General features: G+C 66.1%; 23 protein-coding genes. 16 read left to right on the top strand and 7 right to left on the bottom strand.

The window, feature by feature from the left end; all coding sequences use genetic code 11:
* Positions 1-260 precede the first annotated feature (260 nt).
* Positions 261-707 (top strand): OsmC family protein, encoded by a 447-nt coding sequence (locus AC099J_RS04680; RefSeq protein WP_479614055.1) that lies wholly within the window; start codon positions 261-263, stop codon positions 705-707.
* Between the two features lie 24 nt (positions 708-731).
* Here the strand turns inward: AC099J_RS04680 and coq7 are convergent, their stop codons facing one another.
* On the bottom strand, positions 732-1,349 hold the full coding sequence (gene coq7 / locus AC099J_RS04685) for a 2-polyprenyl-3-methyl-6-methoxy-1,4-benzoquinone monooxygenase (protein ID WP_479614056.1): 618 nt from the start codon (positions 1,347-1,349) through the stop codon (positions 732-734).
* Between the two features lie 301 nt (positions 1,350-1,650).
* On the opposite strand from coq7, the gene AC099J_RS04690 reads away from it, so the two are divergent.
* The 9 genes from AC099J_RS04690 to AC099J_RS04730 all read left to right on the top strand — a co-directional run bounded on the left by AC099J_RS04690 (position 1,651) and on the right by AC099J_RS04730 (position 12,121).
* A complete protein-coding gene (locus AC099J_RS04690; protein WP_479614057.1) occupies positions 1,651-2,682 on the top strand; it encodes a porin in 1,032 nt (343 codons plus the stop codon).
* Between the two features lie 96 nt (positions 2,683-2,778).
* The gene (locus AC099J_RS04695) at positions 2,779-3,576 is read left to right on the top strand and encodes a DUF3047 domain-containing protein (protein ID WP_479614058.1); all 798 of its coding nucleotides are present in this window, start codon (positions 2,779-2,781) and stop codon (positions 3,574-3,576) included.
* 119 nt (positions 3,577-3,695) lie between these two features.
* On the top strand, positions 3,696-5,273 hold the full coding sequence (locus tag AC099J_RS04700; protein WP_479614059.1) for an ABC transporter substrate-binding protein: 1,578 nt from the start codon (positions 3,696-3,698) through the stop codon (positions 5,271-5,273).
* Positions 5,274-5,347: 74 nt separating this feature from the next.
* On the top strand, positions 5,348-6,328 hold the full coding sequence (locus AC099J_RS04705) for an ABC transporter permease (RefSeq protein ID WP_479614060.1): 981 nt from the start codon (positions 5,348-5,350) through the stop codon (positions 6,326-6,328).
* The gene (locus AC099J_RS04710) at positions 6,328-7,551 is read left to right on the top strand and encodes a M20 aminoacylase family protein (RefSeq protein WP_479614061.1); all 1,224 of its coding nucleotides are present in this window, start codon (positions 6,328-6,330) and stop codon (positions 7,549-7,551) included. Before AC099J_RS04705 ends, AC099J_RS04710 begins: the two co-directional genes overlap by 1 nt.
* 27 nt (positions 7,552-7,578) lie before the next feature.
* On the top strand, positions 7,579-9,159 hold the full coding sequence (locus AC099J_RS04715; RefSeq protein WP_479614062.1) for an ABC transporter substrate-binding protein: 1,581 nt from the start codon (positions 7,579-7,581) through the stop codon (positions 9,157-9,159).
* On the top strand, positions 9,156-10,082 hold the full coding sequence (locus tag AC099J_RS04720) for an ABC transporter permease (protein ID WP_479614063.1): 927 nt from the start codon (positions 9,156-9,158) through the stop codon (positions 10,080-10,082). Before AC099J_RS04715 ends, AC099J_RS04720 begins: the two co-directional genes overlap by 4 nt.
* 45 nt (positions 10,083-10,127) lie before the next feature.
* Positions 10,128-11,096, top strand: coding sequence for an ABC transporter ATP-binding protein (locus tag AC099J_RS04725; RefSeq protein WP_479614064.1), 969 nt, complete (start codon positions 10,128-10,130; stop codon positions 11,094-11,096).
* Positions 11,093-12,121, top strand: coding sequence for an ABC transporter ATP-binding protein (locus AC099J_RS04730; RefSeq protein WP_479614065.1), 1,029 nt, complete (start codon positions 11,093-11,095; stop codon positions 12,119-12,121). Before AC099J_RS04725 ends, AC099J_RS04730 begins: the two co-directional genes overlap by 4 nt.
* A 147-nt stretch (positions 12,122-12,268) precedes the next feature.
* On the opposite strand, the gene AC099J_RS04735 is transcribed toward AC099J_RS04730, so the two are convergent.
* Both AC099J_RS04735 and zwf read right to left on the bottom strand, forming a co-directional pair.
* Positions 12,269-13,117, bottom strand: a complete 849-nt coding sequence (locus AC099J_RS04735) for a MurR/RpiR family transcriptional regulator (protein ID WP_479614066.1) — start codon at positions 13,115-13,117, stop codon at positions 12,269-12,271.
* 72 nt (positions 13,118-13,189) lie between these two features.
* A complete protein-coding gene (gene zwf, locus AC099J_RS04740; RefSeq protein WP_479614067.1) occupies positions 13,190-14,659 on the bottom strand; it encodes a glucose-6-phosphate dehydrogenase in 1,470 nt (489 codons plus the stop codon).
* Between the two features lie 141 nt (positions 14,660-14,800).
* Here zwf and tal point away from each other — a divergent pair, with 141 nt between their 5' ends.
* The 3 genes from tal to AC099J_RS04755 are packed head-to-tail and all read left to right on the top strand — an operon-like array spanning position 14,801 to position 18,073.
* The gene (tal, locus tag AC099J_RS04745) at positions 14,801-15,748 is read left to right on the top strand and encodes a transaldolase (protein ID WP_479614068.1); all 948 of its coding nucleotides are present in this window, start codon (positions 14,801-14,803) and stop codon (positions 15,746-15,748) included.
* Positions 15,749-15,759: 11 nt separating this feature from the next.
* Positions 15,760-17,322, top strand: coding sequence for a glucose-6-phosphate isomerase (pgi, locus tag AC099J_RS04750; RefSeq protein ID WP_479614069.1), 1,563 nt, complete (start codon positions 15,760-15,762; stop codon positions 17,320-17,322).
* A 4-nt stretch (positions 17,323-17,326) separates the two neighbouring features.
* Positions 17,327-18,073 (top strand): FHA domain-containing protein, encoded by a 747-nt coding sequence (locus tag AC099J_RS04755; RefSeq protein WP_479614070.1) that lies wholly within the window; start codon positions 17,327-17,329, stop codon positions 18,071-18,073.
* Positions 18,074-18,083: 10 nt separating this feature from the next.
* On the opposite strand, the gene AC099J_RS04760 is transcribed toward AC099J_RS04755, so the two are convergent.
* Positions 18,084-19,031 (bottom strand): LysR family transcriptional regulator, encoded by a 948-nt coding sequence (locus AC099J_RS04760; protein WP_479614071.1) that lies wholly within the window; start codon positions 19,029-19,031, stop codon positions 18,084-18,086.
* A gap of 122 nt (positions 19,032-19,153) precedes the next feature.
* On the opposite strand from AC099J_RS04760, the gene AC099J_RS04765 reads away from it, so the two are divergent.
* Together AC099J_RS04765 and AC099J_RS04770 are read left to right on the top strand one after the other, a co-directional pair.
* On the top strand, positions 19,154-20,140 hold the full coding sequence (locus AC099J_RS04765; protein WP_479614072.1) for a Bug family tripartite tricarboxylate transporter substrate binding protein: 987 nt from the start codon (positions 19,154-19,156) through the stop codon (positions 20,138-20,140).
* A 5-nt stretch (positions 20,141-20,145) separates the two neighbouring features.
* Complete coding sequence (locus AC099J_RS04770) at positions 20,146-21,180, top strand: 4-hydroxythreonine-4-phosphate dehydrogenase PdxA (protein ID WP_479614073.1); 1,035 nt, start codon at positions 20,146-20,148, stop codon at positions 21,178-21,180.
* Between the two features lie 79 nt (positions 21,181-21,259).
* On the opposite strand, the gene groL is transcribed toward AC099J_RS04770, so the two are convergent.
* From groL to AC099J_RS04785, 3 genes are all read right to left on the bottom strand, one after another.
* A complete protein-coding gene (gene groL, locus AC099J_RS04775; protein ID WP_479614074.1) occupies positions 21,260-22,912 on the bottom strand; it encodes a chaperonin GroEL in 1,653 nt (550 codons plus the stop codon).
* 47 nt (positions 22,913-22,959) lie between these two features.
* Entirely contained in the window at positions 22,960-23,250 is a 291-nt protein-coding gene (gene groES, locus AC099J_RS04780) for a co-chaperone GroES (protein ID WP_479614075.1), read from the bottom strand.
* A gap of 194 nt (positions 23,251-23,444) precedes the next feature.
* The gene (locus AC099J_RS04785) at positions 23,445-24,554 is read right to left on the bottom strand and encodes a glycosyltransferase family 4 protein (RefSeq protein WP_479614076.1); all 1,110 of its coding nucleotides are present in this window, start codon (positions 24,552-24,554) and stop codon (positions 23,445-23,447) included.
* 543 nt (positions 24,555-25,097) lie between these two features.
* Between AC099J_RS04785 and AC099J_RS04790 the strand changes: the two genes are divergently transcribed.
* Entirely contained in the window at positions 25,098-25,871 is a 774-nt protein-coding gene (locus AC099J_RS04790; protein ID WP_479614077.1) for an SDR family NAD(P)-dependent oxidoreductase, read from the top strand.
* The last annotated feature ends 94 nt before the right edge of the window (positions 25,872-25,965 follow it).

The raw sequence follows: 25,965 nt of genomic DNA on the forward strand, positions 1-25,965 counted from the left end.
TATAGAGCGCTGCGGCCGCGCTGGTCTCACGTCGCTGCGCGGGCAAGAAAAAAGCCCCGAACCTTGCGATTCGGGGCTGAATCCACCTTTTCGGAGGGTGGAGGAGACAAGCGGTGCATCGAACTGCGATGCGATGGCCAAAGTGTAGCGAGCTTTTTTGTGCGTTGCAGCATGCTTGTCGAAAGCCGGGCGCGAATTGTGTGAACTATTAGCGTTATTCACGGCGCTAAAGTGAAGTTGATAAACAGGGAGTGGATGGAATGGAATGCACAGTGAGTTGGACGGGGGCCGCTGGCACCCATTCGGGCATGGGCTTCATCGCCGAGACGGGCAGTGGCCATGTGATTGCGATGGACGGTGCGCCAGACGCCGCCAAACCCGAGAACGGTGGACGTAACCTCGCGCCCCGGCCCATGGAGACCCTGCTCGCAGGCGCCGGCGGCTGCACGGCCTATGACGTGGTACTGATCCTGAAACGCGGCCGGCACGACGTGCGCGGCTGCTCCGTCAAACTGACATCAGAACGGGCCGAAACCGACCCCAAGGTCTTCACCAAGATCCACATGCACTTCACTGTGGTGGGCAGTGCGCCTGCGGCTGCGGTCGAACGTGCCATCGCGATGAGCCACGACAAATACTGCTCGGCCACCATCATGCTGGGCAAGACAGCGGACATCACCACGAGCTTCGAACTGCAGAACGCCTGAACGGAGCCGGCGCCAGCGGCCCGCTCAGATGTGGTGCGCCGTGGTGGTCATCACCTTGGCGGCGATGCGCATCAACCGGCGCGCCGGTGCAGGCAGTTGCAAGGCGCCTGCAGCCTGCGCATCGCCGGCATGGCGCAATTCATCGTCGCGCATCTGCGCCACGATCGCGCGCGATGCCTGATCCTGCGCTGGCAGCCGGTCCAGATGGCTTTGCAGATGTTCGGCCACCTGCATCTCGGTTTCGACGACGAAACCCAGGCTGACGCGGTCGCTGATGCGGCCCGCCACCACGCCGAGCGCAAACGCCCCCGCGTACCACAAGGGATTGAGCAGGGAAGGGCGGCTTCCGAGTTCTTCCAGACGCTCGGCCGTCCATGCCAGATGGTCCGTCTCCTCGCGACTGGCGGCTTCGAGCTGGGCCCTCAGCGCCACATCGCGGGTCACCAATGCCTGACCTGCATACAGTGCTTGTGCGCAAACTTCGCCGACATGGTTCACACGCATGAGCGCGCCTGACAGTCGCTTGTCCGAAGGGGTCAGTTCGCTTTTCCCCTCTGGCAGCGTGGGGCAGGTGCGGCTGGCGCGGGGCGTCGCGAACAAGGTTCGCAAGGCGGAATCGGCAGAACGGAGCAGTGTGTCCATGGGGTTTGGTGGGCTGCGCAAGCGGTCAGTATAGGTTTGGCAAACGCTGTGACTGAGAGGCCAGCGCCGGCTCGTGGTCTTCGGTTGGCTCTTCGGTTTGTTGCTTGGTCACAACGGAGAAGAAAGCTTTGGCTGTTTTTCTTTGCCTAAGCGCATGTGCTCTGGTGCAATAAGCCCAACTTCCGAACAGGAGGTTGGCCCGGGTTCCTGGCGAGATCAAAAAAAGTGCACGCGCACTCCTAGGTCTCTTCAAGCCGGAGCCCTATGTTTAACCTTGGAGAATCTCGCAATGAAAAAAAGTTTGATCGCCCTGGCCGTGCTGGCTGCTTCCGGCGCCGCGATGGCTCAGTCGTCTGTCACCCTGTACGGCGTGCTGGACATCGGTTTCGGTAAGGTGAAGAGCCAGAAGTGGGGCATGAACAACGGCGAAGGCTACGGCGACGGCGGTGACGGCTTCAACAGCACCTCGGTCATCGGTTTCCGCGGCGTGGAAGACCTGGGCGGCGGCTTGAAGGCCAACTTCAACCTGCAGTCTGGCGGCCTGAACCTGTCTTCGGGTTCCACCAACGTGAATTTCAGCCGCGAAGCCTGGGTTGGCCTGGAAGGCGCCGGCTGGGGTGCGATCCAATTCGGTCGTTCGTCCTCCGTTGCTGCCAAGGTGATGGGCGCGTATGACTTCAACGGCACCTCCTACTCCTCCGCTCTGGACCGCGCTGGCATCAGCGCCGTGACCTGGTACGGTTCTTCGCGTCGCAGCAGCCAAGTGCAGTACGTGACCCCGAACTTCGGCGGCTTCACGATGCGCGCTGGCTTCACGGCCAAGGGTGACCAGGAAGTTGGCGCTGCCAGCGTTTCCGGCGGCGCAACCAAGGCCCAGTACACCCTGGGTGCTACGTTCGCAAACGGCCCGCTGTCCATCAGCGCGTTGGGCGAAACGAAGTCCAAGGCTGGCGAGCGCACCGCTTACGCGGTTGGCGCAAGCTACAACCTGACTGTGGTCAAGCTGGGTGCAACCTACAACCGTCGTGAAACGACGGGTGTGGACGGCTACAACACGATCGCCCAAGGCACCGGCCGCGGCGCTGGTGGTAACGGCTGGACGCTGAGCGCTGTCGCTCCCCTGGGCGCTGCCAACCTCGGCGTTCAGTACGCTCGCAACACCGCAGCCAACATCGCTGCTGTTGAAGTGTTCGCCAACTACGCTCTGTCCAAGCGCACCCGTCTGTACGCTGACTTCGTCAAGACCACGGGTCAAGACGCAGTTGCCGTCGCCAACGTGCTGCGTCCTTCCAACCCCTACGCCGTCGGCCTGGGCGTTGTCCACACGTTCTAATTCCACGGCTGCCGTCACGGCAGCCTGAGAATGCAACGTCAAAAGCCGCCGTGTCGCAAGACCGGCGGCTTTTTTTCATTGTCTGGAGCGATGTCGATGTGGTTTCGTCCTGGCCTGGCCGTGCTGGCCTGTTCCCTGCTGCCGGCCTGCATGGGCGTGCGCATTCCCGGTGTAGCGCACGAAGCCGATTCCACGGAATCACCAGAGCCGCCCGCCGTTGTAGAGATCGACCGGCCTGCATGGGCGCTGGCGTCGCTGGCCCAGGTGGATGGGCGCCCCTGGCAGCACATGCCGCTGCCGGGCAAGCGCAGAACCGAGTTTGTGCCGATGCGGCTGGACGGTCGTGACGCAATGGCCGTCACAGCCGTCTCGTCGGCCAGCATGCTGCGCAAACCGATGCGGGTCGAGCCCGCCGACCTGCAGCAGCTGCGCTTCTCGTGGAAAGTGCCCGCGCTGATTCCCGGGGCCGATATGGCGCAGCGCGATGCAGACGATGCGCCGGTGCGCGTGGTGCTGGCCTTTGAAGGCGACCGCAGCCGCTTCTCCTCCAAGAACGCGATGCTCTCCGAGATGGCCCGCATGCTGACCGGCGAAGACATGCCCTACGCCACGCTGATGTACGTGTGGTGCAACCAGCGCCCTGCGGGCAGCGTGATCGTGAACCCGCGCACCGACCGCATCCGCAAGCTGGTGGTCGAATCTGGTGCACAAGACCTCGGCCGGTGGCGCGACTACACCCGTGATGTGCGGGCCGATTTCGTGCAGGCCTTTGGCGAAGAACCCGGCGCACTGCTGGCGGTCGGCATCATGACCGACTCGGACAACACCCGCACCCGGGCGCAGGCCTGGTACGGCCCGCTGGAGTGGTGGCCCCGACGGGTGGCGCAGCCCTGATGCACGAGCGTGCATAGCGTCCGGTTTCCGCGCGTCCCCGCATGGGGATAATCCGGCTGCTCCGCTTGGCGTGCTTGTTGCATAGTGGAATGTCTTTTATTTTTTTGGAGCTGGCCTATATGCGAAAGATCGTGGTGATGTGTGCAAGTGCGCTGGCACTGGTGGCTCTGGGACCGGTGGCGCAGGCCAAGACCTTCAAATGGTCGAGTGCCAGCGACATTCCAACGTTGGACATCCACTCGCAGAACAACGCGCTGGGCAATGGCGTCCACGCCTCCATCTACGACGCGCTGGTCTACTACAACAGCAAGACTTTCAAGCCCGAGGCGCAGCTGGCCACCGAATGGAAGTTGCTGAACCCCAAGCAGATGCGGTTCTCGCTGCGCCAGGGCGTGAAGTTCAGCGATGGCTCGCCGTTCACCGCCGATGACGTGGTGTTTTCGCTCACCCGTGCGATGGCCAAGACCTCCAACTACGCGGTGTTCGCCGAAGGCATCGACAAGGTGGTGAAGGTCGATGCCAACACGGTCGACATCATGCTCAAGGCACCCACGCCGACGCTGGTCAACCAGATGACCGAGCTGCGGATCATGAGCAAGGCTTGGGCCGAGAAGAACAACTCGGTCGCGCCCAAGGACATCAAGACCCAGGAAGAAACCTTCGCCCACCGCAACGCGATGGGCACTGGCCCCTACACCGTCAAGGAATGGCAGCCTGACCAGCGCCTGGTGCTGGTGGCCAACCCGAATTACTGGGGCAAGAACCCCACCAACGTGACCGAGATCGTCTACACGCCGATCAAGTCGCCGCCGACGCGTCTGGCCGCGCTGCTGTCGGGCGAGACCGACTTCGTGCTGGACCCGAGCCCGCAGGATCTGGCGCGGCTGCGCAGCAACCCTGCGGTGAAGGTCATGGACGGCGCCGAGAACCGCACCATCTTCCTCGGTATGGACCAGCACCGCGACGAACTGCCTGGCTCCAGCGTCAAAGGCAAGAACCCCTTGAAAGACGCCCGCGTGCGCAAGGCGTTGTACCAATCGATCGACATCGCCGCGATTCAGCGCGTGACCATGCGCGGCCTGGCGCAGTCCACCGGCACGATGATCTCTCCGCAGGTCAACGGCTGGACCAAGCGGGCCGATGCACGCTGGCCCTACGACGTGCAGGCCGCGCAGAAGCTGCTCACCGACGCTGGCTATCCGCAGGGCTTCGAGGTCGATTTCGCCTGCCCCAACAACCGCTACATCAACGATGAAGCGGTGTGCCAGGCCGTCACCGCCATGTGGTCGCGCATCGGCGTCAAGGCCAAGCTGCGGACCTTGCCGCTGGTGACCTATTTCCCCATGATCCAGCGCTATGAGGCCAGCATCTACATGCTGGGCTGGGGCGTGCCGACCTTCGATGCGTTGTACAGCCTGCAATCGCTGCTGCGCTCGGTGGGTGCCGGCGGGGACGGCAACTACAACGTAGGCCGCTATTCGAACCCGCAGGTCGATGCGCTGATTGAACGCATGAAGGTCGAGACCGACCTCAAGGTGCGCAACGAGCTGATCGAAAAAGCGCTGATCGTGGCGCACGAGGATGTGGCCTACCTGCCGTTGTACAACCAGGTCATCCCCTGGGCGATGAAGAGCAACATCGAGGTCACGCACCGCGCCGACAACCGGTTGGACTGGCGCCTCATCAAGGTCAACTAGCGCTTGAACTGCGGCGGGCCATGACCCGCCGCCCGCCGGCATTTCTTCTTCGGCCACCGGTAACCTGATCACGCATGTTCGCTTTCATTCTTCGCCGGCTGCTGCAGGCCGTGGTCGTCATGGTGGCTGTGGCCTTCATCGCGTTCCTGTTGTTCCAATACGTGGGCGACCCGGTCGTCTTCCTGCTCGGACAGGACGCCTTGCCCGAGCAGATTCGCGAGCTGCGCGAAGCGCTCGGCCTGGACAAGCCGTTCTTCGTGCAGTTCTGGCACTTTCTCTACAACGCAGCGCAGGGCGAGTTCGGCCTGTCGCTGCGGCAGGGCGCCAAGGTTTCGCGGCTGATCGCGGAGCGCTTCCCCGCAACGCTGGAACTGGCCCTGGTGGCGGCGCTGATCGCGTTGCTGCTGGGCGTGCCGGCCGGCGTATACGCGGCGCTGCGCCGGGGCCGCTTCCTGAGCCAGGTGCTGATGACGTTGTCGTTGCTGGGCGTGTCGCTGCCGACGTTCCTGATCGGCATCTTGCTGATCCTGGTGTTCGCGGTCTGGCTCGGCTGGTTCCCCAGCTTCGGGCGCGGCGAGACGATCCAGCTCGGCTGGTGGAGCACCGGGCTGCTGACGCTCAAGGGCTGGCACCACATCGTGCTGCCCGCCGTCACGCTGGCGATCTTCCAGCTGACGCTGATCATGCGGCTGGTGCGTGCGGAAATGCTGGAAGTGCTGCGCACCGACTACATCAAGTTCGCCCGGGCGCGCGGCCTGTCGGACCGCGCCATCCATTTCGGCCATGCGCTGAAGAACACGCTGGTGCCGGTGATCACCATCACGGGCCTGCAGCTGGGCACGCTGATCGCGTTTTCCATCATCACCGAGACAGTGTTTCAGTGGCCCGGCATGGGCCTGCTGTTCATCCAGGCCGTGACCTTCGCCGACATTCCGGTCATGGCCGCGTACCTGTGCCTGATCGCGCTGATCTTCGTCACCATCAATCTGGTGGTGGACCTGCTGTACTTTGCAGTCGACCCGCGCCTGCGCCTGGGCGGCGGGAGCGGCCATTGATGGTGGCACCTGCCTTGCGCGCCGGTGGCCGGGCGTTCGGCCACATCGCGCAGTTCCACCCCGAACTGACCGCGCTGCGCCGCGATCTGCATGCCCACCCCGAACTCGGCTTCGAGGAGTACTACACCTCGGCCCGTGTGGCCGATGCGCTGCGGCTGTGCGGCGTCGACGAGGTGCACACCGGCATCGCCAAGACCGGCGTCGTGGGTGTGGTCCGCGGCCGCAGCACGGCCAGCGGCCGCATGATCGGACTGCGCGCCGATATGGATGCGTTGCCGATGACCGAGCAGAGCGAGCGCGACTGGCGCTCGGTGCGCAGCGGGTTGATGCACGGCTGCGGTCATGACGGCCACACCGCCATGCTGGTGGGCGCGGCGCGCTACCTGGCCGAGACGCGCCGCTTCGACGGCACGGCCGTTCTCGTCTTTCAACCTGGTGAAGAGGGTTTCGCTGGCGCCCGCGTCATGCTGGAAGACGGTCTGTTCGAGCGCTTTCCCGTCGATGCGGTCTACGCCATGCACAACTGGCCTGGCATGCCGGTCGGCCACATCGGCTTGAACGATGGCGCGATGATGGCCGCCGCCGACCGCGTCACGATCCAGATCACCGGGAAGGGCGGCCACGGCGCCCACGCCTACCAGACCGTCGACCCGGTGCTGGTCGCGGCCCACATCATCACGGCGGCGCAGAGCATCGTGTCGCGCAATGTGCGGCCGATCGACGCTGCGGTCGTCAGCCTGTGCGCCATCCACGCCGGTGACCTGGGCGCCATGAGCGTTGTGCCCGGCGAGGCGACCCTGGTCGGCACGGTCCGCAGCTTCGACGCTGGCGTGCAGGCACTGGTCGAGCGCCGGCTGACCGAGCTGTGCACGGCTGTGGCCCAGGGCTTCGGCGCCAGCGCCACCGTGCGCTTCGAGCGTATCTACCCCGCCACGCTCAACAGCCGCGCAGAGGCCCGCTTTGCAGGCGATGTGGCAGAGCGACTGGTGGGCGCGGAGCGGCTGGACCGCGCCATGGACCCGAGCATGGGTGCCGAAGATTTTTCGTTCATGCTGCAGGCCCGGCCTGGCGCCTACCTGCGCATTGGCCAGGCCGGCCCGGACGGCTGCGCGTTGCACAACAGCCGCTACGACTTCAACGACGACATCTTGCCTCTCGGCGCCGCCCTGCACGCGGGCTTGGTCGAACAAGGCATGGTGCTCGACGACCCCCTGCCTCACTGATCTGCCCACCTTCAAGGAGTCTTCTCAATGAAACCCATGACCACGCTGAGCACCTTGGCGCTGACCGCGCTGATGGCTGCGATGCTGCCGGCGCAAGCCGTCACCGTGCGGATTGCCAACCAGGGCGACGCCTTGTCACTGGACCCGCATTCGCTGCAGGAATCGTTGCAGCTGACCGTGACCGGCAATGTCTACGAGCCCCTGGTCACCCGTGGCAAGGATTTCAAGCTCGCGCCTGGGCTGGCCACGGCCTGGAAGCAGACCGGGCCCACGGTGTGGCGCTTCGACCTGCGCAAGAACGTGCAATTCCACGACGGCACGCCCTTCACGGCCGATGACGTCGTCTTCAGCTACGAGCGGGCGCGCGGTGAGGGCTCGGACATCAGAAGTTACGTGGGCCAGATCAAGCAGATCAACAAGATCGATGCGCACACCATCGACATCATCACCACGCAGCCCTTCCCGATCCTGCCCGACCTGTTCACCAACTGGTACATCATGAGCAAGAAGTGGTGCGAGGAAAACCAGGCCACGCGACCGGTGGACCGGCGCAAGGGCATCGAGAACGCGGCGTCGTTCCGTACCAACGGCACCGGCCCTTTCCGCGCGCGTGAGCGCCAGCCCAACATCCGCACCGTGTTCACGCGCAGCCCCAACTACTGGGGCCAGGTCGAGGGCAATGTCGACGAGGTGATCTTCAACGTCGTTGGCAACGATGCCACGCGTGTGGCGGCCCTGCTGTCCGGCGAGGCCGACGTCATGGAGCCCTTGCCCGTGCAGGACATCGAGCGCATCAAGCGCGACCCCAAGTTGAAGGTGCTGCAGGGGCCCGAACTGCGCATCGTCTTCCTGGGCATGGACCAGAAGCGCGACGAGCTGCTGTTCTCCAGTGTGAAGGGCAAGAACCCGTTCAAGGACAAGCGCGTACGCCAGGCCTTCTACCAGGCCATCGACATCGAGACCATCCGCTCGCGCGTGATGCGCAACTCGGCCATTCCCGTCGGCCTGATGATCCCGCCGCAGGTGCGTGGTTTCGCGCCCGACCTGGCCAAGCGTCTGCCGTTCGACCAGGAAGCCGCCAAGAAACTGATGGCTGACGCGGGCTACCCCAATGGGTTCGAGCTCAAGATGAACTGCCCGAACGACCGCTACGTGAACGACGGCGAGATCTGCCAGGCCGTCGCGGCCAACCTGTCGCGCATCGGCGTGAAGATCAATCTGGAAGCCGAGAGCAAGGTCGCCTACTTCCCCAAGATCTTGCGCCGCGACACCAGCTTCTACATGCTGGGCTGGACAGCCAGCACGGTGGACGTGCACAACGTGCTGTTCCCGATCATGGGCACGCCGGGCGAGGGCGGTCGTGGCCTGTTCAATCTAGGCGCGTACAGCAACCCCAAGCTGGATGAGCTGACGGACAAGATCGGCTCCGAAATCGACGACACCAAGCGCATGGCGTTGATCCATGAGGCCATGAAGATGCACCAGGATGACGTTGGCCACATTCCGCTGCACCAGCAGACCGTGAACTGGGCCGTCAAGGACAACATCACCGTCGTGCAGTGGCCGGACAACGGCATGCCGTGGAAGTACATCCGGGTCGGCAAATGACACAGGCAGCGAGCGGCGGCTGGTTCCGGCGCGCCTGGAACAGCGATGTCGGCCACAGCTTTCGGCACTCGCCGACGGCGATCCTGGCCGGGGCCGTGGCGCTGGTGTGCGTGTTCTGCGCGTTCTTTGCGGGCTGGGTTGCGCCGCACAACCCGTTCGACCTGACCACGCTGGAACTGAGCGACGCCCGCCTGCCGCCGGCCTGGCAGGCCGAGGGCACGATGAAGTACCCGCTGGGCACGGACGACCAGGGCCGCGACATCCTCTCGGCGCTGATGTATGGCGCGCGCATTTCGCTGGTGGTGGGCCTGGCCTCGGTGCTGCTGTCGCTGGTGGTGGGCGTCAGCATGGGGTTGCTGGCCGGCTTTCGCGGCGGCTGGGTCGACAGCGCGCTGATGCGGCTGTGCGACGTCATGCTGTCGTTCCCCGCCATCCTGGTGGCGCTGCTGATCGCCGGCGTTGGCCGGGCCATGTTCCCGAACGCGCACGAGGGGCTGGCCTTCGGCGTGCTGATCATCTCCATCTCGCTGACCGGCTGGGTGCAGTACGCACGCACCGTGCGCGGCTCCACGCTGGTCGAGCGCAACAAGGAATACGTGCAGGCCGCCCGCGTGACCGGCGTCTCGCCCATGCGCATCATGCGGCGCCACGTGCTGCCCAACGTGCTGGGCCCGGTCATGGTGCTGGCCACCATCCAGGTCGCAACCGCCATCATCACCGAGGCCACGCTGTCGTTCCTGGGTGTGGGCGCGCCGCCGACCTCGCCCTCGCTGGGCACGCTGATCCGCGTCGGCAACGACTACCTGTTCTCGGGCGAGTGGTGGATCACCCTCTTTCCCGGCCTGATGCTGGTGCTGATCGCGCTCAGCGTGAACCTGCTGGGCGACTGGCTGCGCGATGCGCTGAACCCCCGTCTGCGCTGACTCTTCCCCCACGTCAGCCATGCCAGCCACGAGCCAGCACCCGATATGTCCCTGCTAGAAGTCCGAAACCTCGTCGTCGAATTCCCCAGCCGGCACGGCACGCTGCGTGCGCTGGACGACATTTCCTTTTCCATCGCGCCGGGCGAGATCCTGGGCGTGGTGGGCGAATCCGGCGCGGGCAAGTCGCTGACGGGCGCGTCCATCATCGGCCTGCTGGAGCCGCCTGGCCGTGTCGCCAGCGGGCAGATCCTGCTGGAAGGCCAGCGCATCGACAACCTGGACCACGACGCCATGCGGCGCATCCGCGGTCGGCGCATCGGCGCCATCTTCCAGGACCCGCTGACCTCGCTGAACCCGCTGTATTCCGTGGGCCGGCAGCTGATCGAGACCATCCAGACGCACCTGCCGGTGGACGCCGCCGAGGCCCGCAAGCGCGCCATCGGTTTGCTGCAGGACACCGGCATCCCCGCGGCCGAGCAGCGCATCGACCACTACCCGCACCAGTTCTCCGGCGGCATGCGCCAGCGTGTGGTGATCGCGCTGGCCCTTGCGGCCGAGCCCAAGCTGATCGTCGCCGACGAGCCCACCACGGCGCTGGACGTGTCGATCCAGGCGCAGATCATCAGCCTGCTCAAGCGCGTGTGCCAGCAGCACGGCGCCGCCGTCATGCTGATCACGCACGACATGGGCGTGATCGCCGAGACCTGCGACCGCGTCGCCGTGATGTATGCCGGGCGCATTGCCGAAATCGGCCCGGTGCACAGCGTCATCAACCAACCTGCCCACCCGTATTCCGAGGGCCTGATGGCCGCCATCCCGGACATCACCATGGACCGCGACATGCTGAACCAGATCGACGGCTCCATGCCACGGTTGAACGCCATCCCGCCTGGCTGCGCGTTCAACCCGCGCTGCCCCAAGGTGTTCGACCGGTGCACGAAAGAGCGGCCCGATCTGCTGCAGGCCGGTGCGAGCAGGGCCGCCTGCTGGCTGCATGCGGGGGGTGAGCGATGAGCACGGCCAGCGCAGTCGCGCCCCTGGTCCAGGCGCACGACCTGGCGAAGACATTCGATGTCTCGCCGCCGTGGCTGAACCGCGTCATCGAGCGCAAGCCGCGCCTGCTGCTGCATGCCGTGGACGGCGTCAGCTTCTCCATCGAGAAAGGCAAGACGCTGGCCCTGGTCGGCGAATCAGGATGCGGCAAGAGCACCGTCGCCCGGTTGCTGGTCGGCCTGTACGCGCCCACGCGCGGCGGCCTGACCTTTGACGGGCAAGACGCGCAGGCCGCGTTCAAGGCCTCCGAAGGCCGGGCCGGCAGCAGTGGCGCCGCGCTGCGCCGGCGCATCCAGATGATCTTTCAGGACCCGTACGCCAGCCTGAACCCGCGCTGGGTGGTGGAGGACATCATTGCCGAGCCGCTCCAGGAGCACGGCCTGATCGATACCCGCATTGCCCGGCGCGAGCGCGTGGGCGAGTTGCTGCAGTCCGTCGGCCTGTCGCCACTGGACATGGTCAAGTACCCGCACCAGTTTTCCGGCGGGCAGCGCCAGCGCATCTCGATCGCCCGCGCGCTGGCCACGCAGCCCGACTTTCTGGTGTGCGACGAGCCGACCTCGGCGCTCGACGTGAGCGTGCAGGCGCAGGTGCTGAACATCATGAAGAACCTGCAGCGTGCGCGCGGGCTGACCTACCTCTTCATCTCGCACAACCTGGCCGTGGTGCGCCACGTCAGTGACGAAGTGGGCGTGATGTACCTGGGCCGCCTGGTCGAACTGGCCGACAAGCAGACCTTGTTCGCCACGCCGCGCCACCCCTACACGCGCATGCTGCTCGATGCGATTCCGAAGATGCACGACACCGGTCGTGCCCGCACGCCGGTGCAGGGTGAAGTGCCGAACCCCTTGAACCCGCCGACCGGCTGCACCTTTCACCCGCGCTGCCCGCACGCCAATGACCGGTGCAAAGCCGAGCGGCCGTTGATGCAGAAGATCGAGGGCATCACCGTGGCCTGCCACGGCGTCGAGGAAGGTCGGATCTGACATCCAAAGGCGGCAGAGCAGGCTATGCGAGCGGCCGCCGTCTTTGCAGTTTCTCGCCAGCCGCCTGGACCCGCCTGCGGAACCGGCTGCGCCAAGCCGCTGCGCTGGCGCCTTGAACGGTAGCGCCCCCAGGCGCCTTGTCGCGGGCTAGGTGTAGCGCTTGCTGCGCAGGTTGTCCTTGATGTTCTTCAGCAACGGCTGCAGCTTGGCGCCACCGATGCGCAGTGCCACGCAGGTCGCCAGCACGTCGATCACCATCAGGTGCAGCAGCCGCGACACCATGGGGCTGTAGCGGTCGTAGCCCTCGGGGTGGTCGGCCGCCAGATGGATGTCGCCCGCGGCGGCCAGCGGTGAGCCACTGGCTGTGATGACGATGGTCGTGGCGCCATTGCGCTTGGCGATGTCGCAGGCGTCCATCAGGTCGCGCGTGCGGCCGGAGTTGGAGATCACCACCAGGCAGTCGCCCGGCCGCAGCATCGAGGCGCTCATGACCTGCATGTGGCCGTCGCTGTAGCTGATGGCGCTCACGCCCAGGCGGAAGAACTTGTGCTGCGCGTCCTGCGCCACGATGCCGGAGTTGCCGGCGCCGTAGAACTCGATGCGGCGCCCGGTCTGGAAGGTGGATGCGAGGGCCGTGGCCGCCTTTTCGATGGCCGGCACGCTGGCATCGTTGCGGTATTTCAGGAAGGCGGCCACGGTGTTGTCGACCACCTTGACCATCACGTCGCTGGTCTTGTCGTCCATGTCCACCGCGCGGTGGATGAAGGGCACGCCCTCGCTGACGCTGCCCGCCAGCTTGAGCTTGAAATCGACCAGCCCGTCGTAACCCACGCTGCGGCAAAAGCGCACCACCGTGGGCTTGCTGACATGGGACAGCTCGGCCAGTTCGCTGACGGGCAGCGAGGCAAAGGTGCGCGGGTCGGCCAGCACCAGCCGACCCACGCGCTGTTCGGCCGGGGCCAGCGAGGGTAAGCAGGCGCGGATACGGTCAAGCATGGTGGTGTCGGTGGTCGTTGCTTGCGAGGCAGCAAGCTGCCTTCGCGGCGTGCGAAGCGGGGCGCGGCGCGGTCAAGCTTCCTCGCTCCAGAAGTAGCCGTCTCGGGCGATCATGGCGCTCGAAGCACTCGGACCCCAGGTGCCGGCCGCATAGGTGCGCGGTGCGCGGGCGTCGTGCTTCCAGTGGTCCAGGATGGGCTCGACCCAGCGCCAGGCGGCCTCTTGCTCGTCGCTGCGCACGAACAGGTTCAGCCGGCCGTCCAGCACGTCGAGCAGCAGCCGCTCGTAGGCGCCCACACGCTCGGCGCCAAAGCGCTTGTCGAAATCCAGATCCAGCTGCACTGGCGCGAGCTGCTGGCCACTGCCGCTGCCGCTGCGTTTGCGGCTGCCCTGGCCCTGGGCCATCAGGTGCAGTTCCAGGCCGTCCTTGGGCTGCAGGTTGATCACCAGCCGGTTGAAGGCGCCCATCGGCGTGTCGTAGATGGCATGCGGGGTGGGCCGGAAATTCACCTCGATGCGGGCGTCGCGCGAAGACAGCCGTTTGCCGGTGCGGATGTAGAACGGCACGCCAGCCCAGCGCCAGTTCTCGATCTCGGTGCGCAGGGCAACGAAGGTCTCGGTGCGGCTGTCCGGGTCGACGCCCGGCTCGTCCAGATAGCCCGGCACGCGCTCGCCGTATGCGGTGCCCGCGGTGTACTGGCCGCGCACCGTGTGCAGGCCCAGCGTCTCCGGGTTCCAGCGCCTGAGCGAGCGCAGCACCTTGAGCTTCTCGTCACGGATGGCGTCGGCGTGCGAGTTGATCGGCGGCTCCATGGCGATCGCGCAGACCAGCTGCAGCGCATGGTTCTGCACCATGTCGCGCATGGCGCCGGTCTGGTCGTAGAAGGCGCCGCGCTTTTCAACGCCCAGGTCTTCGGCCATCGTGATCTGGATGTTGGCGATGTATTCGCGGCGCCAGATCGGCTCGAACAGCGCGTTGCCGAACCGCATCGCGAACAGGTTCTGCACCGAAGGCTTGCCCAGGTAGTGGTCGATGCGAAAGACCTGGTTCTCGTCCAGCACCCGGCCCACGGCCTGGTTGATGGCGCGGTTCGATTCCAGGTCGTGGCCCAACGGCTTTTCCAGGACCATGCGGGTCTTGGGGCCGTTCAGCCCGGCGGCGGCGACCTGCTCGACCACCTGCGTGAACAGACCGGGCGCTGTGGCCACGTACATCACGAGGGAGTCGGCATTGCGCGAGAGGAGCTTGTCTGCCAGGCGAGCGTAGTCCTCGGGCTTGGACAGGTCCACGCGCACGTAGTCCAGCAGCGAGGCGAACTTTTTGAACTCCTCCGGGTTGGGGCGTTTGTCGCCCTCCACCGCGTCGAAGCGGGAGCGGATCAGCTCGCGGTAGCCGTCATCGCTGAGGTCGTCGCGTGCGACGCCGATGATGCGGCCGTCCGGCGGCAGCGTGCCGTGGCGGAAGGATTGGAACAAGGCGGGCATCAGCTTGCGCCAAGCCAGATCACCGGTGCCGCCGAACAATACAAGGTCGAAGCTCATGGGTTGTTACATGATTTGGTGGTTGAGACTGTAACTTAGTTTCATATCGCCGTACACTCCCCGTCGTGCGCAGACCACGCCGTACGGCATGCGGGCTGCTTGCACTATTCTTGCCAACCGCCCCTCTTTTTGCCACCTGCCATGAACCAACTCGATGCATTGAAAGCCTTCACCACCGTCGTCGCCGACACCGGCGATTTCAAGCAGCTCGACGCTTTCAAGCCGACGGACGCGACGACCAACCCGTCGCTGATCCTCAAGGCCGTGCAGCTGCCCGACTACGCGCCGCTGCTGAGCGAGTGCGTGGCGCGCTTTCGCGGCCGGGCGCTGGACGAGGTGATGGACCGTCTGCTGGTGCGCTTTGGCTGCGAGATCCTGTCCATCGTGCCGGGCCGTGTCTCCACCGAGGTCGATGCGCGGCTGAGCTTCGACACCGCCGCGACCGTGGCGCGCGGCGAACGCATCATCGAGCTGTACCAGGCCGAGGGCATCCACATCGACCGCGTGCTGGTCAAGGTCGCCTCTACGTGGGAAGGCATCCAGGCTGCGGCGCAGCTGGAGAAGAAGGGCATCCACACCAACCTCACGCTGCTGTTCTCGTTTTGCCAGGCCGTGGCCTGCGGCGCAGCCAAGGTGCAGCTGATCTCGCCGTTCGTCGGCCGCATCTACGACTGGTACAAGAAGTCGGCAGGCGCCGCCTGGGACGAAGCCGCTCGCTCGGGCGCCAACGACCCCGGCGTGCAGTCGGTGCGGCAGATCTACGAGTACTACAAGCGCTTCGGCATCGCCACCGAGGTGATGGGCGCGAGCTTTCGCAACGTCGGCCAGATCACGGCATTGGCCGGCTGCGACCTGCTGACCATCAGCCCCGACCTGCTGGCTCAACTGGCCGCCAGCGATGCCGCGTTGCCCCAGGCGCTCGACGCGCAGGCGGCCCGCAAGCTCGATCTGCAGCCCGTGCAATACGACGAGCCCGCGTTCCGCTTCGCGCTGAACGAGGACGCGATGGCGACCGAGAAGCTGGCCGAGGGCATCCGCGCTTTCGCCGCCGATGCGGTCAAGCTCGAAAAGCTGATGCTCGCCGCCTGAAGGAGCCCGTCATGGAATGGTCCCAACGCCCCCGCTGCGATCAACTGCCCGCCTGGGGCCAGTTGCGCGCCCTGAGCCAGGCGCTCACCAACGGCTTCGACGTGCGCGCCGCCTTTGCCACCGATGCCCAGCGCGTTGCGCGCTTCGGCCTGCAGGCGCCAGAGGTCTACGCCGACCTGTCCAAGAACTGGATCGACAGCGAGGCTGAAGCCGCACTGTTCGACCTGGCGCGCCAATGCGGCGTCGAGTCGCACCGCGATGCCATGTTCGCGGGCGAGCCCATCAACAACACCGAGCAACGCGCCGTGCTGCACACGTTGCTGCGCGCACCGGCTGGCACACCGCAGGCCACGCCCGAATGGGACACGGCGTTGGCCGAAGTGCACGCCACGCTGGACGCGATGCTGGCGTATGCCGAGCAGGTGCGGGCCAATCTGGCCATCACCGACGTCGTCAACATCGGCATCGGCGGCTCCGACCTGGGGCCGCAGATGGTGGTGCGCGCGCTGGACACCTACGCCGCACCGGGCCGCCGCCTGCACTTCGTCAGCAATGTCGATGGGCACGAAATGGCCGGCGTGCTGCGCCACCTGAAGCCGCAGAACACGCTGTTTCTGGTGGCCTCCAAGACCTTCACCACGGCCGAGACCATGGCCAACGCGCGCTCGGCGCTGACCTGGTTCAAGGAGCAGGGCGGCACCGACGTGGCGGCCCATTTCGCGGCGCTGTCGACCAACTTCGAAGCGGCGGGTGCGTTCGGCATCGCCAACGTCTTCGGCTTTTGGGATTGGGTCGGCGGCCGCTACTCGCTGTGGTCGGCCATCGGCTTGCCGATCGCCATTGCCATCGGCGCCGACCGGTTCCGCGAGTTTCTGGCCGGTGCGCACGCCATGGACGAGCATTTCCGCCAGGCGCCGCTGGCGTCCAACCTGCCGGTCCGGCTCGGCCTGCTGGACGTGTGGTACCGCAATTTTCTGGGCTTCACGAGCCGCAGCATCGCGCCGTATCACAGCGCGCTGGCGCGGCTGCCGGCCTATCTGCAGCAGTTGGAGATGGAGAGCAACGGCAAGCAGGTGGACCGCCAGGGCGGGGCGCTGCCGTATGGCACCTCGCCGGTGCTGTGGGGCGAGCCAGGCACCAATGGGCAGCACGCCTATTTCCAAATGCTGCACCAGGGAACCGATGTGGTGCCGGTCGAGTTCGTGGCAGTGCGCGAAGCCGCCCACGCCTTGCCCGGCCACCAGAGCGCGCTGCTGGCCAATGCGCTGGCGCAGGCCCAGGCGCTGATGCAGGGCAAGGCCGATGCAGGCGGCCACCGCAACTTTCCGGGGAATCGGCCCAGCACGTTCCTGCTGCTGGAAAGCCTCACCCCGCGCAGCCTGGGCGCGCTGATCGCGCTGCAGGAACACCGCGTGTTCGTCAGCGGCTCTGTCTGGGGCATCAACAGCTTCGACCAATGGGGTGTGGAACTGGGCAAGGTACTGGCGCGCGACATCGAGCCGCGCCTGTCCAGCGGCGACGTGCAGGGCCTGGATGCCTCCACCGCCAGTTTGCTGCAGCGGCTGCGGGGCTGAGCGTATGAAGGCCTTGGTCATCAGCGTGCTGAACCCCGCTGGCGCGCCGCAGCGAGCGGTGTTCGGCCCCCGGGGCGGCACCATCGGCCGCGCAGACAACAACACGCTGATGCTGGCCGACATCGACCGCTCGGTGTCGCGGTTGCAGGCGCGTGTGGAGTGGCGTGGCGGCGCGCACGTGCTCGTGAACATGGGCATCAATCCGGTGCGGCACAACGCGCACCCGTTGTCGACGGCCGAAGAGGCGCCGCTGGCCGCAGGCGACACGTTGCGCATCGGTGGCTTCGCGTTGAGCGTCGATGAGATCGACGTCGAGGCGAACCCCAGTGCACCGCCGGCCGTGCACGACGAGGATGCGCTGTTCGATGACATGACCGGTCTGCCGTTGCCGCGTGAGGCGACGCCCTGGCTGCCCGATATCGCGCTCTTCGAAGACTCGTCTTCCGCGACAGGGCCGGGTGCCGTGCGCCTGCCGACGGCCGAGGAGGCCTTGCTGGCCGAGCTGCTGCGCGGCATGGGCTGCAGCGTGCCGCAATGGCAAGCGCCGCTGACGGCGCCGCAGATGCAGCAGGTCGGCGTGCTGATGCGCGAGGCCATGAACGACACCATGCGCCAGTGGTTGACGCATGTGTCCCCGGCCGCCCAGCAGGCCTGGTTCACGCGCTTCGACGAGCTGTTCCAGAATGCCTGCCGCACCCGGCTCGGTGTGCCGGCCGGCGACGAGACCGCGCTGCAACAGCGTCGGCGCTGAAGCGCTGACTTCAGCTGCGCTGCTCCAGCAGCAGCTGCCTGAAATGTGCCGCTGCCGGCGACAGCGCCCTGCCCTGCGGCACGATCAGGTCGATGGCGGGCAGCCGGATCGGCAGCTCGATCGGCGCCACACGCAGCACGCCCAACCGGGCGTAGTGCGCGGCCAGCGAGGCAGGCATCAGGGCCGCCATGTCCGACATCTCCACCAGGGCGGTGGTCACCGTGGTGGATGCAGTTTCGATGAAGTTGAGCCGCCCGTGCACGCCGGCCTCGCGCAGCGCAGCCTCCAGCCGGCCGCGCTGGGGTGAGCCGGGCGCCTGCAGCACCCAGGACCATCCGGCCAGGTCGGCCACCGTGGCTCTGCCGCGCTCAAACACCGGGTGGGCGGCGCGCACGACGACCTGCATGGCTTCCTCCAGCAGCGGCTCGATGCCGAAGTCCTGCTCGCTGTAGCCTTCGGTCAACCGGCCCAGTGCCAGGTCGACATCGCCGCGTGCCAGCTGGGCCAGCACCACATCGCTGGTGCCCTCCAACACCGACAGCGCGACCTGCGGATGGCGGCGGCGGTAGTCCAGCAATGCCGGTGCCAGCAGCTGTGGCACCGCGCCGGGCACGGCGCCCAGGCGCAGGGCGCCCGACAGGCCCGAGCGTCGCGCGCCCATCTCTTCGCGCACGGCGCCGAAATCAGCCAGCACGCGGCGCGCGTAGCGCACCAGCAGTTCGCCATTGGGCGTCGGCACCATGCCGCGCGGCAAGCGATCGAACAGGCGTTCGCCCAGCGCATCTTCCAACTGCAGAAGCAGCTTGGTGGCGGCGGGTTGGCTGATGTTCATCGCCTGGGCTGCGCGGCCCAGGTGGCGCTGCGCATCGAGCGTTGCCAGCAGCAGCAACTGGCGCGGCCGCACGCGCAGCAGCATGGCCGCATCGGTGGTGAAGGCGGGGAGTGGAGCTTCTGTCATATCCAAAAGGTGATCGGTAGCGGAGCATCCGCGATTGGATTCCAAAGCTCAAGCCCCTTAGTCTCGGCACTCGACGGGGCGGCCACGCAGCGCCCCGCACTGGCCCCACTGGAGACAACCCGATGCCCATTTCATTCTCGACCCGACGCCAGGCCACCGGCCTGGGACTTGCCTTGCTGGCCCTGGCCGCGACGCCGGCGGCCTTGGCTCAGAGTGCAGCCGACAAGACCGTGCGCATCATGGTCGGCGCGTCCCCTGGGGGCGGCACCGACATCCTCGCGCGGGTGCTGGCGGAGAAGCTGGCGCCGGCGCTCAAGCAATCGGTCGTCGTGGAGAACCGGCCCGGTGCGTCGAACACCATCGCGGCCGAGATGGCGGCGCGGGCGGCGCCCGATGGCACCACGCTGCTGCTGGCCACCAACACCGGGCAGGCGGTGGCGCCGCACATGCTCAAGCTCAAGTACGACCCGCTGAAGGATCTGCAGCCCATCGGCTTGGTCGCGGTGATGCCCAACGTGCTGGTGGTGTCCAGCGCCGCGCCATTCAAGAGCGTGCCAGAGGTCGTGGCCGCCCTGTCGGCCAACCCAGGCGCGATGAAGTTCGCGTCCTCCGGCATCGGCAGCACCCAGCACATCGGCGGTGAGGCGTTCGGCCTGGTCACGGGCACCAAGGCGATTCATGTGCCGTACAAGGGCAGCTCGCAGGCCCACATCGACGTCATCTCCGGGCAGGTGGACATGATGTTCGACAGCACCTCGTCGGCGATGGGGCAGATCCGCTCCGGCAAGCTGCGGCCGCTGGCCGTGAGCGCGCCTGCGCGTTCGGCCGAGATGCCGGACGTGCCGACCCTGGCCGAGCTGGGCATCAAGGGTGCCGACGTGTCGACCTGGTACGGGCTGTATGTCACCGGGGGCACGCCCAAACCCGTGGTCGAACGGCTGACGGCCGAGCTCGCCCGCGCGCTGCAGTTGCCGGACGTGCAGGCGCGCATCAAGGGCCTGGGTGGTGAAGTGGGCACGTTGACCGGCGCCCAGTTTGCCGACATGAACAAGTCCGAGTTCGAGCACTACGGCAAGCTGGTGCGCGAGGCCAACATCAAAGCGGAATGAGCGCCATGACATCTTCGACCCCCCGTCCCCCTTCCCGCCCGCGTGTGGCCGTGCTGCTGGGCGACCCCAGCGGCATCGGCCCCGAGATGGCCGTGCGCCTGCTGGCCCGCCAGCGCAATCTGCAACAGGCCGACGTGCTGCTGATCGCGGACGAACAGGCGTTGGCCTCGGGCCAGGCCATCGCCGGCGAGCAACTGGCGCCGCGGCGGATCGACCGTCTGCCCGACGACTGGCGCGCCGAGCCTGGCCAGTGCACCTGGCTGGCTTACGACGGGCTGCGGGGCCGCGCGCCGGTATTGGGCGAATCGAATGAAGTCTCAGGCCGGGCCTCGATGCGCGCGCTGGAGCTGGCGACCGAGGCCGTGCTGGCCGGCCAGGTCGATGCCATCGTCTTCGCGCCGCTGAACAAGCATTCGCTGCGGCTGGGCGGCCTCACGCATGAGGATGAGCTGCGCTATTTGCAGGAGCGGTTCGCCGTATCCGGTTTTGTCTGTGAATTCAACCTGACGGGCACGCTGTGGACTTCGCGCGTGACCTCGCACATCCCTTTGGGAGATGTGGCCCGGCACATCACGGGTGAGGGCGTGCGCGACGCCGTGCACCTGATCGACCAGGCCCTGCGCCAGGCCGGCGTGGCCAAGCCGCGCATCGCCGTCTCCGGCTTGAACCCGCACGCCGGCGATGGCGGCTCCATCGGCATGGAGGAGATCGAGATCATCGCGCCAGCCGTGCAGGCGTTGCAGGCTGAGGGCATCGACGCACGCGGCCCGTTCTCACCCGACACCGTGTTCATCGGCGCGCGCCGGGGCGATGTGGACGCGGTGGTGTCCATGTACCACGACCAGGGGCAGATCGCGATGAAGCTGATGGGCTTCGAGCAGGGCGTGACGCTGCACGGCGGCCTGCCCGTGCCGGTGGCGACATCGGCCAGCGGCAGCGCGTTCGACATCGCAGGCCGCGGCATTGCCGGCATCGAGGGCCTGCAGGCGGCATTCGACCTGTGCGTGCGCATGGCGCAGCCGGGCCAACCGGCGCACTGAACTCCACGCGCCAACGAAAAAGCCCCGCGGCTTTGCAACCGCGGGGCTTTGGTGCGAGGCGTTGCCGCCTGGCGGGCAATTACATGCCCATGTCGCCCATGCCGCCCATGCCGCCCATGCCACCAGGCATGCCGCCGCCAGCGCCGGATTCTTCCTTCGGCGCTTCAGCGATCATGGCTTCGGTGGTCAGCATCAGCGATGCGACCGATGCTGCGTTCTGCAGCGCGGTGCGGGTCACCTTGGTTGGGTCCAGGATGCCCATTTCGATCATGTCGCCATAGGTGTCGTTGGCAGCATTGAAGCCGTAGTTGCCCTTGCCGGCCAACACAGCGTTCACCACCACGGAGGCTTCGCCACCGGCGTTGTAGACGATCTCGCGCAGAGGCGCTTCGATGGCCTTGAGCACCAGCTTGATGCCGGCGTCCTGGTCAGCGTTGTCGCCCTTGATCTCGCCAGCCGATTGCTTGGCGCGCAGCAGTGCAACACCGCCGCCGGCCACGATGCCTTCTTCAACGGCAGCACGGGTAGCGTGCAGCGCGTCTTCGACGCGGGCCTTCTTTTCCTTCATCTCGACTTCGGTGGCAGCGCCGACCTTGATCAGAGCAACACCGCCGGCCAGCTTGGCCACGCGCTCTTGCAGCTTTTCACGGTCGTAGTCGCTGGTCGCTTCTTCGATCTGAACGCGCACTTGCTTGACGCGGGCTTCGATGTCGGCAGCGGCACCGGCGCCATCGATGATGGTGGTGTTTTCCTTGCCCACTTCGATGCGCTTGGCTTGGCCCAGATCGGCCAGCGTGACCTTCTCCAGCGTCAGGCCGACTTCTTCAGCGATGACCTTGCCGCCCGTCAGGATGGCGATGTCTTCCAGCATGGCCTTGCGGCGGTCGCCAAAGCCAGGTGCCTTGACGGCCACGACCTTCAAGATGCCGCGGATGGTGTTGACCACCAGGGTCGCCAGCGCTTCGCCGTCGACTTCTTCGGCAATGATCAGCAGCGGACGGCCAGCCTTGGCGACGGCTTCCAGCGTGGGCAGCAGTTCGCGGATGTTGCTGATCTTCTTGTCGAACAGCAGCACGAAGGGGTTGTCCAGCAACGCGGCTTGCTTTTCCGGGTTGTTGATGAAGTAAGGCGACAGGTAGCCGCGGTCGAATTGCATGCCTTCGACGACGTCCAGCTCGTTGTCCAGCGACTTGCCGTCTTCGACGGTGATGACGCCTTCCTTGCCGACCTTGTCCATCGCGTCAGCGATGATCTTGCCGATGGATTCGTCGCTGTTGGCCGAGATGGAGCCGACTTGCGCGATTTCCTTGGAGGTGGTGGTGGCCTTGGAGGCCTTCTTCAGCTCGGCGACCAGGGCGGTGACCGCCTTGTCGATGCCGCGCTTCAGGTCCATCGGGTTCATGCCGGCGGCCACGTACTTCATGCCTTCGCGCACGATGGCTTGTGCTAGGACCGTAGCGGTGGTGGTGCCGTCGCCAGCGTTGTCAGAGGTCTTGGAAGCGACTTCCTTGACCATCTGGGCGCCCATGTTCTGAAGCTTGTCCTTCAGTTCGATTTCCTTGGCGACGGACACGCCGTCCTTGGTCACCGTGGGGGCGCCGAACGAGCGCTCCAGCACCACGTTGCGACCCTTGGGGCCCAGCGTGACCTTGACCGCGTTGGCCAGGATGTTCACGCCTTCAACCATGCGTGCGCGGGCTTCGCCGCCGAAAATGACGTCTTTTGCTGCCATGAGTAATTCTCCGGATTCGTTTCAGTGAGTGGGTGGTAGGTGAGAAATTACTTCTCGACGACTGCGAACAGGTCGTCTTCCTTCATCACCAGCAGTTCGTCGCCGTCGACCTTGACGGTCTGGCCGGAGTACTTGCCGAACAGAACGCGATCGCCGATGCGGATGCTCAGTTCGATGCGCTTGCCGCTGTCATCGAGCTTGCCCGGGCCGACGGCCAGGACTTCGCCTTGATCGGGCTTCTCGGCAGCGTTGTCGGGGATCACGATGCCCGAAGCGGTCTTGGTTTCGCTCTCAACGCGCTTGACGATCACGCGATCGGCCAATGGACGAAGTTTCATATAGATCTCCTGAAATGGAATAAAGGGGGTGGCTGAACAGCCAGGAGGCCGAGGCCTCAAACACATGGGGCGGTGCTGTTAGCACTCAACCCCAGCGAGTGCTAATGATACGGCCTATTCGTGGCAATTCAAGCAAGCCGTCTGCAAAAGCATTCACAGGCGCACGCCCCTGGCTCCGACGGCGGCATGCCGGCTCATCCTGTGACGCCGATCGCGTCGAGATGGTTGATCAGGATGTGCGCGTTGGTGGTCCAGCTGTAGTGACGCAGGCGTGCGCGCCCCGCTTCCACGAGCTGGGCGCGCAGGTCCGGCTCTTCGGCCATGCGCGTCAACTGCGCTGCGACTGAGGCGGGGTCGTGCGGGTCGAAATACAGTGCGGCGTCGCCACAGATTTCGGGCAACGACGTGGCATGCGCGGCCAGGACCGGGCAGTCGTTGGCCATGGCCTCCACCGCCGGCAGCCCAAAGCCTTCGTATAGGGAGGGCAGCACGAAGCAGGCGGCCTGGCGGTAGAGCGCGGGCAAGTCGTCCTCCTGCACGAAGCCAAGGAACTGGAAGCCGGCCCCAGGGACTGCAGAGTCGTGCAGGCTGGCGAGGTCGCCTGCGCCCGCCACCGCGATCGGCCACGGAAAGTCCGGCAAGAGGTCCAAGGCGCGCGCGAGGACGCCGAAGTTCTTGTCCGGCCTTGCACTGCCGAGCGACAGCACGTAGGCACGGGGCGTCAGCCCGTGGCGGCGCAGCACGGCGGCGTCGTCCGTCTGGCGGCAGGCGTGTTCACCGCCCTGCACGCCCACGACGATGTCGGACCGCGAGAGCCCGAAGTGCAGCTGCAACTCATCGCGTGAGAAGTTGGAGACCGTCATGACCGATTTCGCGTGCCGCCCCAACAACGCGACACTGGCGTTGTGGAACCAGCGGTCGCTGCGCGAAAACGTCTCTGGCATCACGCGGACGGCGGCGTCGTGGACGGTGACGAGCTGGCGGTGCTTGAGCCAGGGGCCGGTATGGCTGAAATTGACGAGAAAGGCGCCGCGCGCGCAACGGCGCAGCGCCCACTGCTCCCACCCATGCCCGGCGCGACCTGGCACGTGCGCGACGCGCACCGCTGACAACACCGGCGCGGCGACGCCGTCGGGCAGCGCCAGTTCATAGCGCGCACTGCGCAGCCGAGCGGGGGATGCGTCCAGCAACTCGTCGAGCGCGCGCAGGGTTTCCAGTGCGTAGCGTTGGACGCCCATACGCGGCTGAGCCAGAAAGCGGCCATTGAAGACGACGCGTGCGCGAGGACCGATCAGTGGGGGCATCACCGTGCACCCTCGGGCGGGGTGGGCTGGTCGTCCACGTCCCATTGCGCGCGTGTCGCAGAAGAATGGTACGTAGAGGGGGGGGGAACACAGCGATTGAGCCTTGATTGTCGACAAGTATGCATTCGTGATATTTGTCATACAAGCTGGGTAAAAAAGTAATTTGTTCAGCTTTGTGTGTAGATGAAGAACGGTCAGATGGCCTGTCACATTCGGACACGATTTGCTGAATTCGCGCGCAGGCGCCCCTTTTGGCTCTTGCGGTGGTCGCTCAAGGTGGTCGTGCGTGGAGGACGAACGCCATGCGACGTGGGCGGTTGGGATCGGGCTGGCAGAACTTGCAGGTGTGCCGGCTGCAGCGTCGCGGCGCAGCAGGGATGGGGTGGCCGGCCTCGAAGCGCACACTGGTGCGTGCGAATGACGCCCGCCGTTTCAGCGGCCTACCTGCGCGAGGGACAGGTGTTCGGCGTCACATCGGCGTCTGGTCACACGGCTCAGGGTTGCTATACACGCAGCACGACGATTCATTCAGCAGGAGACCGCATGTACCAACCCTTTAACCTCACCGGGCGCACCGCCCTCATCACCGGCGGCAACGGCGGCATTGGCTACGGCATGGCGCGCGCGCTGCTGCAGGCCGGGGCGTCGGTGTCGATCTGGGGCTCCAAGGCCGACAAAACCCATCAAGCCGCGGCGGCTCTGATGGCGGAGTGCGGCGATGCGGACCGCGTGCACAGCACTGTGTGCGATGTGGGCGACGAGGCGGCCGTCGAGCAGGCCTTCGCGGCCACCGTTGCCGCGCTGGGATCGGTGCAGGCCTGCTTTGCCAACGCCGGGGTGTCGGGCAAGGGCACCGTGTTGATGGAAATGTCGCTGGAGGAGTTCCGCCGCGTCCAGCGCGTCAACGTGGAGGGCGTGTTCTTGACGTTTCGGGCGGCGGCGCGTCACATGGCTGCGCACGGGGGCGGTACGCTGGTGGCCACCGCCAGCACTGCGGCCATCGAGGGCGCGGCGCGCAACAGCCACTATGGTGCGTCCAAAGGCGCCGTCACGTCCATGGTGCGCGCATTGGCGATGGAAATGGCGCGCCACAAGATCCGTGTCAATTCCATCCTGCCAGGCTGGATCGAGACCGAGATGACCGAGCGCTCGTTTGGGAATGACAAGTTCGCCGCCGCCGTGCTGCCGCGTGTGCCGGCACGCCGTTGGGGCACCGGCGCTGACTTCGGCGGCATTGCCGTGTACCTGGCCAGTGACGCGGCAGCCTATACGACCGGCGAGCAGTTCGTCATCGATGGGGGCTACACGAAGTTCTGAAGAACTGAGTGGCTGGTGGGCCGGTGGACCGGCGCGCTGGCGGCGGTCCTTGCGCCCGCTCACTCGCGACGGCGATGGCTCGCCGCTGCGGTGA

This window comes from Rhodoferax sp. RT4P68 (assembly GCF_056521305.1).

What these genes read in the sequence shown, in the direction of transcription:
- AC099J_RS04720 (WP_479614063.1), top strand. Translation starts at nt 9,156, where the DNA reads ATGACACAGGCAGCGAGCGGCGGCTGGTTCCGGCGCGCCTGGAACAGC.
- AC099J_RS04695 (WP_479614058.1), top strand. Translation starts at nt 2,779, where the DNA reads ATGTGGTTTCGTCCTGGCCTGGCCGTGCTGGCCTGTTCCCTGCTGCCG.
- AC099J_RS04705 (WP_479614060.1), top strand. Translation starts at nt 5,348, where the DNA reads ATGTTCGCTTTCATTCTTCGCCGGCTGCTGCAGGCCGTGGTCGTCATG.
- coq7 (WP_479614056.1), bottom strand. Translation starts at nt 1,349, where the DNA reads ATGGACACACTGCTCCGTTCTGCCGATTCCGCCTTGCGAACCTTGTTC.
- AC099J_RS04715 (WP_479614062.1), top strand. Translation starts at nt 7,579, where the DNA reads ATGAAACCCATGACCACGCTGAGCACCTTGGCGCTGACCGCGCTGATG.
- AC099J_RS04765 (WP_479614072.1), top strand. Translation starts at nt 19,154, where the DNA reads ATGCCCATTTCATTCTCGACCCGACGCCAGGCCACCGGCCTGGGACTT.
- AC099J_RS04755 (WP_479614070.1), top strand. Translation starts at nt 17,327, where the DNA reads ATGAAGGCCTTGGTCATCAGCGTGCTGAACCCCGCTGGCGCGCCGCAG.
- AC099J_RS04735 (WP_479614066.1), bottom strand. Translation starts at nt 13,117, where the DNA reads ATGCTTGACCGTATCCGCGCCTGCTTACCCTCGCTGGCCCCGGCCGAA.
- pgi (WP_479614069.1), top strand. Translation starts at nt 15,760, where the DNA reads ATGGAATGGTCCCAACGCCCCCGCTGCGATCAACTGCCCGCCTGGGGC.
- AC099J_RS04770 (WP_479614073.1), top strand. Translation starts at nt 20,146, where the DNA reads ATGACATCTTCGACCCCCCGTCCCCCTTCCCGCCCGCGTGTGGCCGTG.
- AC099J_RS04710 (WP_479614061.1), top strand. Translation starts at nt 6,328, where the DNA reads ATGGTGGCACCTGCCTTGCGCGCCGGTGGCCGGGCGTTCGGCCACATC.
- AC099J_RS04785 (WP_479614076.1), bottom strand. Translation starts at nt 24,554, where the DNA reads ATGCCCCCACTGATCGGTCCTCGCGCACGCGTCGTCTTCAATGGCCGC.
- AC099J_RS04725 (WP_479614064.1), top strand. Translation starts at nt 10,128, where the DNA reads ATGTCCCTGCTAGAAGTCCGAAACCTCGTCGTCGAATTCCCCAGCCGG.
- AC099J_RS04700 (WP_479614059.1), top strand. Translation starts at nt 3,696, where the DNA reads ATGCGAAAGATCGTGGTGATGTGTGCAAGTGCGCTGGCACTGGTGGCT.
- groES (WP_479614075.1), bottom strand. Translation starts at nt 23,250, where the DNA reads ATGAAACTTCGTCCATTGGCCGATCGCGTGATCGTCAAGCGCGTTGAG.
- groL (WP_479614074.1), bottom strand. Translation starts at nt 22,912, where the DNA reads ATGGCAGCAAAAGACGTCATTTTCGGCGGCGAAGCCCGCGCACGCATG.
- AC099J_RS04790 (WP_479614077.1), top strand. Translation starts at nt 25,098, where the DNA reads ATGTACCAACCCTTTAACCTCACCGGGCGCACCGCCCTCATCACCGGC.
- AC099J_RS04730 (WP_479614065.1), top strand. Translation starts at nt 11,093, where the DNA reads ATGAGCACGGCCAGCGCAGTCGCGCCCCTGGTCCAGGCGCACGACCTG.
- AC099J_RS04680 (WP_479614055.1), top strand. Translation starts at nt 261, where the DNA reads ATGGAATGCACAGTGAGTTGGACGGGGGCCGCTGGCACCCATTCGGGC.
- zwf (WP_479614067.1), bottom strand. Translation starts at nt 14,659, where the DNA reads ATGAGCTTCGACCTTGTATTGTTCGGCGGCACCGGTGATCTGGCTTGG.
- AC099J_RS04760 (WP_479614071.1), bottom strand. Translation starts at nt 19,031, where the DNA reads ATGACAGAAGCTCCACTCCCCGCCTTCACCACCGATGCGGCCATGCTG.
- tal (WP_479614068.1), top strand. Translation starts at nt 14,801, where the DNA reads ATGAACCAACTCGATGCATTGAAAGCCTTCACCACCGTCGTCGCCGAC.